15 protein-coding genes are annotated in these 13,311 nt (G+C 38.4%); 11 read left to right on the forward strand and 4 right to left on the reverse strand.

Features of this window, described 5'->3' with window-relative positions; all coding sequences use genetic code 11:
- Positions 1-215: 215 nt before the first annotated feature.
- From CSC79_RS09810 to CSC79_RS09830, 5 genes are read left to right on the forward strand one after another with little or no spacing between them, the layout of a single operon-like run.
- Positions 216-608 carry an ACT domain-containing protein gene (locus tag CSC79_RS09810; protein WP_099295637.1) on the forward strand — a complete coding sequence of 131 codons (393 nt, stop codon included), beginning with the start codon at positions 216-218 and terminating at the stop codon, positions 606-608.
- 2 nt (positions 609-610) lie between these two features.
- Positions 611-1,108, forward strand: coding sequence for a PTS glucose transporter subunit IIA (locus tag CSC79_RS09815; RefSeq protein ID WP_099295638.1), 498 nt, complete (start codon positions 611-613; stop codon positions 1,106-1,108).
- A gap of 1 nt (position 1,109) precedes the next feature.
- Entirely contained in the window at positions 1,110-1,457 is a 348-nt protein-coding gene (locus CSC79_RS09820; protein ID WP_099295639.1) for an ArsC family reductase, read from the forward strand.
- Positions 1,454-2,584 (forward strand): succinyl-diaminopimelate desuccinylase, encoded by a 1,131-nt coding sequence (dapE, locus tag CSC79_RS09825; RefSeq protein WP_099295640.1) that lies wholly within the window; start codon positions 1,454-1,456, stop codon positions 2,582-2,584. The genes CSC79_RS09820 and dapE overlap by 4 nt, the downstream gene beginning before the upstream one ends.
- Positions 2,585-2,589: 5 nt before the next feature.
- Complete coding sequence (locus CSC79_RS09830; protein WP_099295780.1) at positions 2,590-3,282, forward strand: M15 family metallopeptidase; 693 nt, start codon at positions 2,590-2,592, stop codon at positions 3,280-3,282.
- On the opposite strand, the gene CSC79_RS09835 is transcribed toward CSC79_RS09830, so the two are convergent.
- Positions 3,257-4,126 (reverse strand): DMT family transporter, encoded by an 870-nt coding sequence (locus tag CSC79_RS09835; protein ID WP_099295641.1) that lies wholly within the window; start codon positions 4,124-4,126, stop codon positions 3,257-3,259. The two genes, CSC79_RS09830 and CSC79_RS09835, sit on opposite strands and share 26 nt — an antisense overlap.
- A 217-nt stretch (positions 4,127-4,343) precedes the next feature.
- On the opposite strand from CSC79_RS09835, the gene CSC79_RS09840 reads away from it, so the two are divergent.
- From CSC79_RS09840 to CSC79_RS09855, 4 genes are read left to right on the forward strand one after another with little or no spacing between them, the layout of a single operon-like run.
- A complete protein-coding gene (locus CSC79_RS09840) occupies positions 4,344-5,717 on the forward strand; it encodes a hypothetical protein (RefSeq protein ID WP_099295642.1) in 1,374 nt (457 codons plus the stop codon).
- 8 nt (positions 5,718-5,725) lie between these two features.
- Complete coding sequence (locus tag CSC79_RS09845; protein WP_099295643.1) at positions 5,726-6,148, forward strand: YcfL family protein; 423 nt, start codon at positions 5,726-5,728, stop codon at positions 6,146-6,148.
- Between the two features lie 9 nt (positions 6,149-6,157).
- The gene (gene lpoB / locus CSC79_RS09850; protein WP_099295644.1) at positions 6,158-6,787 is read left to right on the forward strand and encodes a penicillin-binding protein activator LpoB; all 630 of its coding nucleotides are present in this window, start codon (positions 6,158-6,160) and stop codon (positions 6,785-6,787) included.
- Between the two features lie 17 nt (positions 6,788-6,804).
- The gene (locus CSC79_RS09855; RefSeq protein ID WP_099295645.1) at positions 6,805-7,272 is read left to right on the forward strand and encodes a glycine zipper 2TM domain-containing protein; all 468 of its coding nucleotides are present in this window, start codon (positions 6,805-6,807) and stop codon (positions 7,270-7,272) included.
- 59 nt (positions 7,273-7,331) lie between these two features.
- Here CSC79_RS09855 and CSC79_RS09860 read toward each other — a convergent pair whose 3' ends face one another.
- The gene (locus CSC79_RS09860; RefSeq protein ID WP_099295646.1) at positions 7,332-8,549 is read right to left on the reverse strand and encodes a pyridoxal phosphate-dependent aminotransferase; all 1,218 of its coding nucleotides are present in this window, start codon (positions 8,547-8,549) and stop codon (positions 7,332-7,334) included.
- A gap of 108 nt (positions 8,550-8,657) precedes the next feature.
- Complete coding sequence (locus CSC79_RS09865; protein WP_099295647.1) at positions 8,658-9,002, reverse strand: Hpt domain-containing protein; 345 nt, start codon at positions 9,000-9,002, stop codon at positions 8,658-8,660.
- A 152-nt stretch (positions 9,003-9,154) separates the two neighbouring features.
- On the opposite strand from CSC79_RS09865, the gene CSC79_RS09870 reads away from it, so the two are divergent.
- Both CSC79_RS09870 and CSC79_RS09875 read left to right on the forward strand, forming a co-directional pair.
- Positions 9,155-9,760: a tRNA-uridine aminocarboxypropyltransferase gene (locus CSC79_RS09870; protein ID WP_099295648.1), complete on the forward strand. Its 606-nt coding sequence runs from the start codon at positions 9,155-9,157 to the stop codon at positions 9,758-9,760.
- Positions 9,757-10,530, forward strand: coding sequence for a CLCA_X family protein (locus CSC79_RS09875; protein ID WP_099295649.1), 774 nt, complete (start codon positions 9,757-9,759; stop codon positions 10,528-10,530). Before CSC79_RS09870 ends, CSC79_RS09875 begins: the two co-directional genes overlap by 4 nt.
- A 189-nt stretch (positions 10,531-10,719) precedes the next feature.
- Here CSC79_RS09875 and CSC79_RS09880 read toward each other — a convergent pair whose 3' ends face one another.
- Positions 10,720-13,185 carry an EAL domain-containing protein gene (locus CSC79_RS09880; protein ID WP_099295650.1) on the reverse strand — a complete coding sequence of 822 codons (2,466 nt, stop codon included), beginning with the start codon at positions 13,183-13,185 and terminating at the stop codon, positions 10,720-10,722.
- Positions 13,186-13,311 lie beyond the last annotated feature (126 nt).

Below are 13,311 nucleotides of genomic sequence, written 5' to 3' on the forward strand. Positions count from 1 at the left end.
AAATAACGCCTTGATATTAAGCCCCCTGTGAAACGCTGAATTCTTCATATTAAGGTGGCTTGGGTACAAAAACTGATAATTTAACAACTTACAGAGGTTATACCTAACTAACCCCATTGTTATCCACAGAAACTGTGGACAAGATTACACTTTTATTCAATGCTTTTTAGCTATACTATTCAGTAAAGAAAGTTCAAATTTAATAAGGGTCTATAATGTCAAAGCAAACATTACAACTCCATAGTACCGTATTTACTATACATAGCCTTGATGTTGATAGCCCTATTCCAAGCGATTTGTTTAAAGAAAAAATTTTTTTCATCTCTAAAACCCATGATGAATTGTCTATTGTTTGCCCAAGTAGTTTTATTATCAATAGTTTGGATGCAGAACATAATTGGCTCGCTTTGGAAGTTGTCGGCCCCTTAGGTTTTTCACTCACCGGTATTATGGCAAACATATCGGGGGTATTAGCGAATGCCAGCATTTCAATTTTTGCATTATCTACCTACGACACTGATTATATATTAGTCAAAAAGCAGCGTATCAGCGACGCTATTAAAACATTGAAAAAAGATGGATACACTGTGCTCGAAGAGCCTACCTAATAATGAAACATATTGATATTTCCTTTTCACCTCAAGCACAAACTGATCGCGCTTGTTTACACATTACCAGCCCATTTACAGGTAAAGTGAGACCACTGAGTGATCATCCTGAACCCTTTTTCAAATTCGGCACATTGGGTCCTGGCATCATCGTAGAATTAACGAGTCACAAAGTGTTAGCACCTTTCGATGGTATTTTAATTCAAGTAAAAAATGCAGGTACTGAGTTTATACTGCAAGCAAAAAACGGCTTAAAAATACTGATTAACTTACATATTGATCAACAAGTCGATATGCTACATACGCACATAGCCCAGTTAAATGGAAGTAAAATTGTTAAAGGACAACGGCTTGCCTATTTTGATTTACGCAATCTCAACACGCCGTTATTAGCAACCCTTACTTTATTAAATGGGCACCAACTAACGCCCATACATTACTCTTTGTCCCACGTTAGCGCGGGGATAGACACTTTATTAACGCTAACCAAGAAGAAATAATATGACGACCCTTTACGGCATTAGCAATTGCGACACAATTAAAAAAGCTAAAAAATATTTAACTGATAAGAATATCGAATTTTCATTTCATGATTATCGTAAAGACGGCATTTCGAAAGAAATGGTTACCACATTTTCAGAACACATTGACTGGCAAGACCTTCTCAATAAACGAGGCACGACTTATCGTCAACTATCTGATGAACAAAAGCAAACACTCGATAAAGATAAAGCACTTGATTTATTAGTAGAGCACCCTGCAATGATCAAACGCCCTGTGCTAATACATGCAGGCTCTTATTATTTAGGCTTTAAAGCCCAACAATATGATGAGATTTTTGCAGCATGAAGAACCCTGTTATTGAATTAGCACAAGCATTAATACAACGTCGTTCAGTCACCCCTGAGGATGCTAATTGTCAGGCAATGATGAATAAACGCCTCGAAGCCATCGGCTTTAACATCGAATCAATGTTTTTTACAGACACGCTGAATACTTGGGCTCGAAAAGGCACTACTTCCCCACATTTTTGTTTTGCAGGTCATACTGATGTCGTGCCAACTGGTCCAGAAGAAAACTGGCAACATCCTCCGTTTTCAGGCCTGATTGAAGAGGGTATGTTGCACGGTCGCGGTGCTGCAGATATGAAAGGCTCTTTAGCCGCTATGATTGTTGCAACTGAGCGTTTTGTTACAAAGCATCCTGATCATAAAGGCTCTATCTCTTTTCTTATAACATCTGACGAAGAAGGCCCATTCATTAATGGCACAACTCGAGTTATTGATACATTAGAAGAACGCAACGAGAAGATTGATATGTGTCTTGTGGGCGAGCCCTCATCTAGAGATGCACTTGGCGATGTAGTTAAAAATGGACGCCGCGGTTCATTAACCGGCTTTTTAACAGTAAAAGGAATACAAGGTCACGTTGCCTACCCGCACTTGGCTAAGAACCCAATTCACCTAGCCGCCCCTGCACTGTCGCAATTGAGCCAAACGCAATGGGATACGGGTAACGAGTTCTTCCCTGCAACTAGCTTTCAAGTCTCAAATATTAACGGTGGAACAGGTGCCGGTAATGTGATTCCAGGTGAGCTTGAAATTCAGTTTAATTTTCGTTTTAGTACCGAAGTCACACATCAACAGTTACAAAAGCAAGTAAATACAATACTGCAACAACACGATTTTGATTACGAGTTAAAGTGGATTGTGAATGGACAACCCTTTATCACTGAAGGTGGCCCTTTAATTGAAGCCACCACAGCTGCAATTAAAAACGTCACAGGCCGCGATACTGTGCTTGAAACATCAGGTGGCACATCAGATGGACGTTTTATTGCTCAAACAGGCGCTAAAGTAATAGAGCTTGGCCCGCGCAATGAGACTATTCATAAAGTAAATGAGTGTGTCAGTACCGATGACCTTATTGAATTAAGTGAGGTTTACGAGCAAATTTTAGAGCAGCTCCTAACATGATAAAAATGCCTCTTACTCCCTCACAGTTAGCTGCATGTGCAACTGGATGCAGTGATGATCACCTCGTTAATATTGGTCCTCATCGTGTGCATGCACAAATTGCTGATGATTTTAAATCATTACAACAGGCCGCTGAAAAAGCAGGGCTCTCGTTGGCAATTGCATCAAGCTTTAGAGACTTTAATAGGCAAAGCGCTATTTGGAATGCGAAATTTTCTGGACAACGGCCTGTTTATAATAAGCAACAGGTCGCAGTTGATTTATCGACATTAACCGACATTGATAAATGCCACGCCATTTTACTTTACAGTGCCCTGCCTGGTGCCAGTCGCCATCACTTAGGAACTGACCTCGACATATATGATGAAGCCGCTATAGCAGCAGATTACGAACTCCAACTAAGCCCAGACGAGTACTGCCACACAGGTCCATTTGCTCGACTGACAACGTGGCTTGATAATAACTTAACTAAATACGGTTTTTATCGTCCTTATCAACATGATCTAGGTGGAGTATCTCCAGAGCCTTGGCACATTAGCCACATTAAGCAATCACAAGTTATGTGTGATCAAGTTACCTTAGAGGCGATTAAAAACAAAATAAGCTGCAGCGATTTATTGGGTAAAGACGCTATAGTAGAACATTTACCGAGTCTATTTAGTCGCTATGTGACTAATGTTGCGCCGGTACCGATTTAGCCTTCAAAAAAACCAGTACAGCGCCAAGAATTAGGGCGCTTGCAATTATAAAATGCAATGTAACATTTTCATTTAAAAAGACGACACCAGCAACAGCAGCAATAATTGGCACTAACAATTGAACAACAGCGGCTTGACTGCTTTTTAATAATGGTAACGCAACATACCACAGACTGTAACCCAGTCCTGATGCAACACTACCAGAGAGTACTGCCAATAGAACTCCCTCCCAACTGCTGCTTGATAATGCACTAAAGCCAATAAGAAGAATCAAGGGAACAATAAATAGGCTTCTTACAAAGTTATAAGCCGTCGCTTTAAGTGGCGCTCTGCATGCTTTACCGCGAATACTATATACTCCCCACGCAATACCACTAACCATCATTAATAAACCCGGTATCAAAGATGGTGTTTTTGCCGAAGGCATCATTAAATATACAAAACCAGCTAAAGCAACAAGAAATGCCAACCATTGCACGTTTGACAGCCGCTCTTTTGAAAATACCCCCCAACTGATCATTGTCAGCTGCACAGCAGAGAATAGGATTAGTGCACCAGTCCCTGTATCAAGCTCGATATATGCAATTGAAAAACAAAGCGCATAAATGACCAAACTTAAACTACTACGCCAGCTCCCTCGTTCGTCATGCGCCCCTTTATTTGGGGTAACTTTTTTATTAGTCGTAATAAATAAAATAATACCTAAGCACATTGCACCACTTAGCAAACGTAAGCCAGTAAAATTCCACGCATCTATATGTCCATTGGCAAGTGCTAAACGGCACAGTAAAGAATTAGCAGCAAATGCAACCAGTGCAAAGAGTGTGTAGAACGTTACTTTCAATTTATTTCCTATAATAAAAGTGTTGGCTCAAAAATCGTGACGACAAATTACTATAACTGTATTTTTAGAATACACTAAAAACCCTCACAGTTTTAATAAGACCCCTATATACAAATATAAATTTCATAATCCTCGTTTGTACGATTTTTTACATTGTTTATCATCGTAGGTTAATGAGTTTATGCTAATGTGTAGTTAATTGATTGAGGAGCAACAAGTGCGTCGCAGTGTAGTATTATGTTTAACTTTATTACTGAGTCTATTAAGTGGGTGCAGTACAATAGGTCTTACTGACTTATTTACAGATTACGCAACACAAGTTACGCCTGTGCGCCAGGCAATAAAAGCAAATAACGTTAACCAAGCACAACAGCTTATGCCTAATAATGGCCTATCTCATAGCAATTATTTATTAAACCAGTTAGAAAATGCACGCCTTAACGACTTAAATAATCAAAATACACATGCGCAAACTAACTACGAAACGATTTACTTACGAATGCAAAAAGTTCGTCAAGCGGCAAAGATAAAAGTGTCAAGCTCCCTAGAACAAAGCAATGCATTACTAACAAATGATTCTGTTATTTCGTACATACCTGCCCCTTATGAAATGAGTATGCTGCACAGTTATAAAGCACTTAACTATCTTTATCAAAATGATCTAGAGAGTGCTTTAGTTGAAGTACGCCGCGCGAACAAAGTGCAGCTAGATGCATTAAATGACAATGAACAAGACATTGACTCCGCAATTAAAGAAGCGCAAAAACATTACCCGAACATGTCTGAAATCACACAAAATGTAAAAAACGGTTACCAAAATGCGTATACATTTTACTTATCCGCATTGCTCTATCAAAGTAACAATCAGTTTGATGATGCTTACATTGACTATAAAAAAGCCTTAGAAATAAACCCAAATAATGTTTACTTGCAAAAAGATGTTATGCGCTTAGCTAAAAAACAAGGATTTGAGCAGGACTTTGCAAAGTACGTAAAGCGATTTGGAAAAATTGAGCAGCCAAAAGAAACAGGCGAAGTTATAGTATTTATAGAGCAAGGACTTGTGCCGAAAAAAGATGAGTTTGTTTTGCAATTGCCAGTATACACCTCTAGAGGTGATGCTCGATTTTATAGCTTAGCTGTACCAGTATATAAAGGTGCTGCGTATATTCCGACAATAAGCCACCTAAATATAGCTGACGAATCGATGCCTATCGAACCGCTTGTGCGTATTGAGGCGCTAGCTGCAAAAACGCTAGAATCACAAGCCCCTGCAAGAATGACACGACAAGTTCTTAGATTGGTTGCCAAAGAGAAGGTACGAGCTGAACTAGCTCGAAGCGGTGGTGACGTAGGAAATATTTTAGCAAATATCTATAACTTAGCGTCAGAGCAAGCAGATACCCGAAGTTGGTCTACCTTACCTAATCAAATAAGCATTGCAAGGCGAAATATCTCACCGGGTGAACACACACTAGAAATTGGAAGCAACCAACCAAGTGTAAATTTTACAGTTAGTAAGCAGGGGTTAACTTTGATCTATTTAACCTCAATTAATAACTACTTTAACTCTCATGTAGTGCAACTTTAGGAGCTGCTATGAAAATTTTGATACCTCTATTATCGGTATGTTTACTCGCAGCCTGTTCTAACAGGCCTGTTACATCGGGTATTTCTGTCGAACAACACGCCAACTACCAGCAACAGTTAAAGGTCAATAACCCTAAGTTAGGAAAAAAACTTGCCATAACTGATGTTAAGACACGTCAAACTAACCAACTTACAGATATTGTTGTTACGCTTTCTAGCAAATATAAAAAATCACAATATTTGCAATACCAATTCACATGGTTTGACAAAGATGGGTTTGTAATTAAAGGAAACCATTCTCCTTGGCAAGCCCTTACTTTGTTTGGGTTTGCTAATGTTCAATTACCCGCTCTTGCACCTACATCAGATGCAGTCACGTTTTCATTAGCAGTTAGAGAAGTTTCAACAAAAGCTCAAGAATTTGAAGATTAAGGAATATAAATGAATACATTAAATAGAACGACTTCATTCACCAAACTCACAGGGCTTGCTCTGGTTGGTCTGAGTGCTCTAGTTTTAAGCGGCTGCGCCAATAAAGCAGTTGTAAGCTATGGAGACGCACAAGCAGTAGAAACAACAGATATCAATTTTGGTTCTACCGATCTTCAAAAAGTAGCGAGTCAAATGACCGACTCTCTACTTAGTTCTCCTGTGATTGGGACTATGACCGCCAATACTCGCCCTATCGTTTTCGTGGAGCGTATTAAAAATAAAACCAGTGAGCATATTGATACCGAATCTATCACTGACTCAATTTCGACTCAGCTATTACGCAGTGGTAAGTTTCGCTTTGTTGATATGAGTCGTGTAGAAGCCGCCCGTGAGCAACTTACATTCCAAAATGAAGACGCTTTGGTAAACCCTGCTACAGCAGTAGCCTTTGGCCAGCAAGTGGGAGCGCAATATATGTTATATGGCAATCTATCAAGTATTGTTAAATCAAATGCTGATAAAGCCGATGTATATTATAAATTTACCATGCGGTTAATGGATTTAAAAAGTGGCCTTGTGGAATGGGCTGATGAAACCGAAATCCGTAAAACGCGTGAAAAATCAACCTTTGGCTGGTAACAGCCTGGGAGCATAACATGAAGCAATTTATTTTCTTATTATTTGCCTTACTGTTAATACCGAACCAAGCTGTAAGTGCATATGAACGTAACAAAGCAGTGCCAGTACAACAAGTATTATTTGGTAAAGTACAATCCGTTCGCACTATCACTGAGCGAGAGCTGGTTAAAGATCAAACCAATGGCTGGAAAACCTTTGGCGGAGCCTTATTAGGAGGAGTCATTGGTAATCAATTTGGTGGTGGTAGTGGGCGAACTGCTGCGACAATTTTGGGTTCGGTTATTGGTGGTAACATTGCTCACAACCAACAAAAACGTAGCTATTATACCCAATATGAATTAGTTGAGATGATGGTAAAAGTCGAAAGCGGTAAGCAGTTCATGGTAGTGCAAGATAAAGATAATCGCATGTTATTTGCTAGAGGCGATCGAGTACGGCTAGTATACCTATCTGATAATTCTGTAAGAGTAGATAAAGCTTACTAAAAGCTTAAACATAGCTGAGATGAATTAAAATTCATCTCTCAGCTTTTAAAGATGCACGATTAGATTTGTCTGTAATGATTAAAAAACCGCTGCATTTTAGACATTGCAGTCGTTAGATCGTCTTTATTTGGCAAAAAAACCAATCTAAAATGATCTGGGTTTGGCCAATTAAATGCCCTGCCATGCACAAGCAGTATTTTTTCTGCTTTGAGCAAGTCCAAAATCATTTTTTCATCACTTTTAATATTAAACCGCTCGGTATCCACTTTTGCGAATGCGTATAAAGCACCTTTTGGTTTAGAGCAAGAGATACCATCAATCGCATTTAACCCGCGCCACGCAATATCGCGCTGCTCGTATAAACGACCACCTGGATTTATTAGGTTATCTATTGATTGCACCCCACCCAATGCCTGCTGAATAGCATATTGCGCTGGTACATTAGCACACAAGCGCATTGACGCTAAAATATCGAGTCCTTTTTGTAGATCATCAAGCAAATCTGTTCGGCCACTTAAAACCATCCAGCCCATGCGTAGCCCAGCAGCACGATACGTTTTTGCTAAACCATTAAACGTGATGATCGGAACGTCATCACACAACGCACCTATAGAGCTATGAGACACATCATCGTACAAGATTTTTTCATAAATCTCGTCACTCAGCAGCAGTAACTTATGCTCTCTTGCAATATCGATAAGTTGCTGCAACAAATCATCGCTGTAAACGGCACCGGTAGGATTATTTGGATTTATAAGCACTAACGCCTTCGTTTTAGACGTTATTTTACTGCGTATATCAGCTATATCAGGAAACCAATCTTGTTCTTCGTCACACAGATAGTGAACTGGATTACCACCCGCTAGCTTAACTGATGCAGTCCACAGTGGATAGTCTGGAGCTGGAATTAGCACTTCATCGTCATTATTTAACAGCGCTTGCGTGGTCATTTGAATAAGCTCACTGACCCCATTACCAATGTAGATGCTATCAACATCTAGGTTACTCAAGCCACGTTGTTGATAATGTTGATATATTGCCACTCGGGCTGAGTAGAGGCCTTTTGAGTCACAATAGCCTTGGGCAGAATATAAATTTCGAATAATATCCCGGTGCATATCTTCAGGCATATCAAAACCAAATGCTGCAGGGTTACCAATATTTAATTTTAGAACTTTTTGCCCTTCATCTTCCATTTTTTTGGCTTGTACTAAGACAGGCCCTCGGATGTCATAACAGACACCCTCTAATTTGTGACTCTTTTTAATATCTGACATTGCTACCTCTACTAGTGAAAAGATAGATTAACCTAGTAAAGGGTTAAAATACTAGAGTATTTCATAACCTTAATACTGAAATATATTCACGTACTAGTTAGCTTTAAATTACCTTGCAGCCAACCAAGCAGTTAATTCTAGTTGAGTCTTAGACACTTGTTCATTAAGCAGTCGTGAAGCGGCTTCGGCCTTGTCATGCTCATTATTATTTAAGCTATGTTCAATTTCTCTTGCTACTTCTGACAGGCTTGTCGCACCAAACTGCGATGCATTTGATTTTAAACTGTGTGCGTGACGAATAGATGCTTCTAAGTCATTACCAAATGCAGAAAAGAACTCACTGGCTAAACGTTCAAACTCAGCACAACAAAATGTTAAAGTATCGCTAAACTGTTCTCCTAATAAAGACTCCATACTCTCTAGCGCACTTTCATCAATAACAACATCGTTCATTTTATATCCTTTTTGGTAATCCCAGTTTTCTTGTTGGTTTGGGTATAGATACTTTTACTTTTACTTTCTTAAGAAAAAAATCCACTTAATAGTTATATTAAGCGTATAATAGTATTGCTTTAAAATCCATTGTAAACAGAATAGATTATTATATGTCTCGTGCATTATGCCCTAATTGTCAGTTTAGTCCGCTTACTTGTCTGTGTAATGACTTAGTGGCAGTCAACAATAAGCTGAAAATAATTATTTTGCAGCACCCTAGTGAAGTTAAAGTTACAAAAAATACAGCTAAATTACTTAACTTATGCCTCAGTCAATGCACTGTAATGCATGGTGAATCACAAGAAGATTTTCAATTTTTAACTGACTTGCCGACTAAAACTACCGCATTACTGTACCCAAATGAACATGCTATTTTATTAGATACCAAAGATGAAAAAGTCAATGAGCTTAAAACACAGTTAACTCATTTAATTGTTCTTGATGGCACCTGGAAAAAAGCGTTTAAAATAATGCAACTTACTCCTAAATTAAATGATTTTGTGAGTGTAAGCTTTAACTCTATTCCGACTAATCGCTACCATATACGTAAAGCACCAAGAGTTGACAGTTTGTCTACACTTGAGGCCGTTGCCTATAGCCTTATGTTAGTTGAACAGCAAGATCCCACCCCGCTATACACCGTATTGGATGCTTTAAATCATAAACAAACACAGTTTATGCCTGCTCATGTGAAAGCGCGATATAACAACTCATGACCTACACCAATCGATTAAAGCGAGGTTTCTACCGACAAGGCCCTAATTACCGCTTTGATGATCAAGTTGATTTTACAGATATAAAGGAAACATTTGGTTTTAGAACAATGACGGTAGGGAAATGGGTGACTAAAGAAGAACGCTTCATAGGCGCTAATTTGATTTATGATGCATTGGCTGATCTTGCCCAAATACTGCAACTCCCTCCCATTGCACTGGGGCTTAGAGGAAAATTAAACTTTGCTTTTGGACATGGAGGCCAACAACATGTGCAAGCTCACTACAACAGCGCGACTCAAACACTTGCTCTGGCAAAAAATGCTGGCGGCGGAGCGCTAGCACACGAATGGTTTCACGCCTTTGATCATCATATCTCAAGGCACTTATTCCCACGCCATAGCGCTTATTTTTTTGCTTCGAAATTATGGCTTGAGCATTCGATTAATACCAATCACCCTCTCAATCTTGCATTAGATAGTTTTTATAAAAGTGTGTTTTTAAAAAGTGATGGGCAGCATGCTAACTATTATGTTGCGCAATCAATGTTGGCAGATAAACAACATGATCAATTTTACATGAGCATGCCAGAAGAACTAGCTGCACGATGTTTTGAGGCCTGTATAGCCAAGCACGAACACATTAAAAACACATTTTTAGTCTCTGATTTACAACACTCAACACTCGTCTATCCTGATGATGAGCATATTCAGAGTAGTCGAGGTGCGCTTGAGTACTATTTCCATAATTTAGGTGTGCTTTTATCTAATTAAATTACATATACCCAAGCCATCTCAAGTCGCGAGCGCTTTTGCAATTATAACCGATTAAGGCAAGGCATTGATTGCAACTAATAGTGTTTAACGCAGTTTACATCGTCTTAAGAAGTAACAATGATGAGAGTAAGTGCTTATGAAACGCTCAATTCTGCATCTTGAGTAGCCTCAGTATATACGCCTAAATTAGTTCATGTGATAAACATCAGTATCTATCGTAGTTTGCAAGTTATGCTCTAACCAATTTAAATAATCTTTAAACCCTAGTGGCCTTGAAAAATAATAACCTTGACCAATTTCGCAACCATAACTCTTCAATATTTGTAAGCTCTGTATGTCTTCAATCCCTTCTCCTATAACAAAAGACCCTAAGCTTTTTGCTATATCACACGTTGCACGACAAATTGTGCGATCGTTTTTTGAGTACTCTAAGTTCATTACAAATTGTTTATCGATTTTAATTTCGTCAAACCCCATTTTGCTCAAATAAGCTAATGATGAATAACCTGTACCAAAATCATCAATGGCAATCTTAAGTCCAATCAACCGATAGTCATTTAAAGCTGTTTTAATATTAACCCCATCACTCAATGTGGCTGATTCTGTTAGTTCCAACATCACATTTGATGCCTTGAGCTGATACTCATTTAGCAAGGTTAAAAATAGAACGGGTAATTCTTTTCGTAATAAATCTTTTGCAGAAATATTAATTGAAATTATGTGCTCGGGATAAATTGCTGTAATTTCTTTTTGATACAGTAATGATTGTTCAACTACCCACTCTGTAAGTTCAAATATGATCCCCGTAGACTCCGCTATTGGTATAAACTCGTCAGGTGGCACTTGCCCTAAAATCGGATGGTGCCAGCGTAAAAGAGCCTCTGCACCGTGAATATGCCCCGTATCTAAACAGATTTGTGGTTGGAAAAATAAACTAAGCTGATTATGCTCAATTGCTTCTTGTAAATAAGATGCAACTTCAAGACGGTATTGTGCTAGGTTTGAGTTTTCAGCATCAAACATATGCCAACGCTCACCATGCAGCGCTTTAGTACTCAAAGCTTGTAAGCTGCGTTGAATTAATTGTGATGCATTTGAGGCATGAACTGGGTAATTAGCAACGCCGATATCAACACCATTGACCAGCTGGCTGCTGTTGTGGCTTATCCCTTCAGTAAACACAGCGGTTGTAACGCATACAAACTGCTCAATTTGGCTTAATTCAAGTTGACCATTAACAACATAAGCGTAGGTACTATCATCAAGGCGTGAAATATAATGACATTTCAGCTCATTAGCTTCTATTTTTAATGAATTCATAGAGCTTAATTGCTGAGCTAGATTTGCCATAGTGCGTTTAATTTGAACATTAGCATACTCATAGCCAAAATTTGCACGGGCATCCAACAAAACGACAGGACGAAACAAAACAAGTGAATGCGCTTCAGAATCAGTTACTTTATGCTGTAAACAATCAAGTAGCTTTTGTTTATTAGGTAAGCCCGTTTCATCATCATGAGTTAAACTTTCGTTGTATTGCAATACCCTTAATCTATCTTGTATTAGCAATGTAGCCAAGAAAACACCTGTATTAAACACAAGCAATCCATCATTTAAAATGTGCAAACTCCGTGCTGTAAATACCGTACTTAATAAAACTAGAGATTGCATTAGTAAGCTGCACCAAGCAACCATAGATAGATGCGTAAAATTTGCCTTGATTTCTTTGCATTGCAAAAATAAATACCCAACCAGCATTACTAAAACCGTATAGCCAACCACAAAAAAATACACCGAAAGAGTATTAATCAATATACTCGCTGCGAGCGTGGTACTACAAAGAATAAACAGCACAGATGTAAGTGGCGTTTTAGCAATTACTACCTGTTTATTTTCATATCGTGACTGCATAAAAAACAAGCATGCAAACGAGATAGCTAATAAATTAAACCAAGCGCTTAATCTATTTGAGTATTGGCTAATAAGTGGATCACCAAATAATAAAAATACGCCTTTCCTAGATAAAAAACCCACCAACATGCACATCAGGTAGCCCATTAAAGAAACAAATTTCACTTGCCGAGATAAGAAGTAAAATGCGGCACTAATTGCAAGCCCAATGGCTAAAATCACCGAGATAACAGCTATCTTAATCACATGTTCTTCAACGCTACTATAGAACTCATCTTCAGGTATCAGCGTTGGCTCAATTGTAACGGTGGCGTTATTACTTAAATAGACAGCCGCCCAAGCAATGCCTGAGTTAGCTTTGATACTTAAATGTGGGATGATTGAATCGAAATATGCACCATGTTCATGTTTTTTTAATTGTATAGTTTCAAAGTCACTATCTAGTAACTCAAACTTAATCTCATCAACGAGCGCATTTTTAATATAAAGAATGTGATTTTCGGATTGTGCCGTTGAGTTTACATCAAAGAGTAACCAATACCCGCGCCCCCTCTCTAATGTAAATGAAGGAATTTCTGTTAAATTTTTTTCTTTTAATGCTTCTTTGTAAAGCATCGCCGGTAAACTTTGAGATTCTGATACGGGAAGGACAATTGCTTTATTTGATTCAGCAGAAAGTTCAACACTACAAAAAAGCAGTGTAAACAATAAAGCACGGAATAAAGGACCAATAGTTCCCACTTGAACTCCACTTACGTGAACGTATAAAACAAATCAACGTATTTAAAGTATGGAAGGTATATTTATAAATGCCAATAAATAGCTAAATTCAGTAAAGCAAAAACAAAAAAGACCTCGATAAAGGTC

Origin of the sequence: Pseudoalteromonas sp. 3D05, from assembly GCF_002723455.1 — a bacterium.
Taxonomy (GTDB): Bacteria; Pseudomonadota; Gammaproteobacteria; order Enterobacterales; family Alteromonadaceae; genus Pseudoalteromonas.

Bases quoted from the DNA above. Each gene is read 5' to 3' on its own strand.
- CSC79_RS09810 (WP_099295637.1), top strand. From the start codon at position 216: ATGTCAAAGCAAACATTACAACTCCATAGTACCGTATTTACTATACAT.
- CSC79_RS09815 (WP_099295638.1), top strand. From the start codon at position 611: ATGAAACATATTGATATTTCCTTTTCACCTCAAGCACAAACTGATCGC.
- CSC79_RS09820 (WP_099295639.1), top strand. From the start codon at position 1,110: ATGACGACCCTTTACGGCATTAGCAATTGCGACACAATTAAAAAAGCT.
- dapE (WP_099295640.1), top strand. From the start codon at position 1,454: ATGAAGAACCCTGTTATTGAATTAGCACAAGCATTAATACAACGTCGT.
- CSC79_RS09830 (WP_099295780.1), top strand. From the start codon at position 2,590: ATGCCTCTTACTCCCTCACAGTTAGCTGCATGTGCAACTGGATGCAGT.
- CSC79_RS09845 (WP_099295643.1), top strand. From the start codon at position 5,726: ATGAAAATTTTGATACCTCTATTATCGGTATGTTTACTCGCAGCCTGT.
- lpoB (WP_099295644.1), top strand. From the start codon at position 6,158: ATGAATACATTAAATAGAACGACTTCATTCACCAAACTCACAGGGCTT.
- CSC79_RS09855 (WP_099295645.1), top strand. From the start codon at position 6,805: ATGAAGCAATTTATTTTCTTATTATTTGCCTTACTGTTAATACCGAAC.
- CSC79_RS09860 (WP_099295646.1), bottom strand. From the start codon at position 8,549: ATGTCAGATATTAAAAAGAGTCACAAATTAGAGGGTGTCTGTTATGAC.
- CSC79_RS09865 (WP_099295647.1), bottom strand. From the start codon at position 9,002: ATGAACGATGTTGTTATTGATGAAAGTGCGCTAGAGAGTATGGAGTCT.
- CSC79_RS09870 (WP_099295648.1), top strand. From the start codon at position 9,155: ATGTCTCGTGCATTATGCCCTAATTGTCAGTTTAGTCCGCTTACTTGT.
- CSC79_RS09875 (WP_099295649.1), top strand. From the start codon at position 9,757: ATGACCTACACCAATCGATTAAAGCGAGGTTTCTACCGACAAGGCCCT.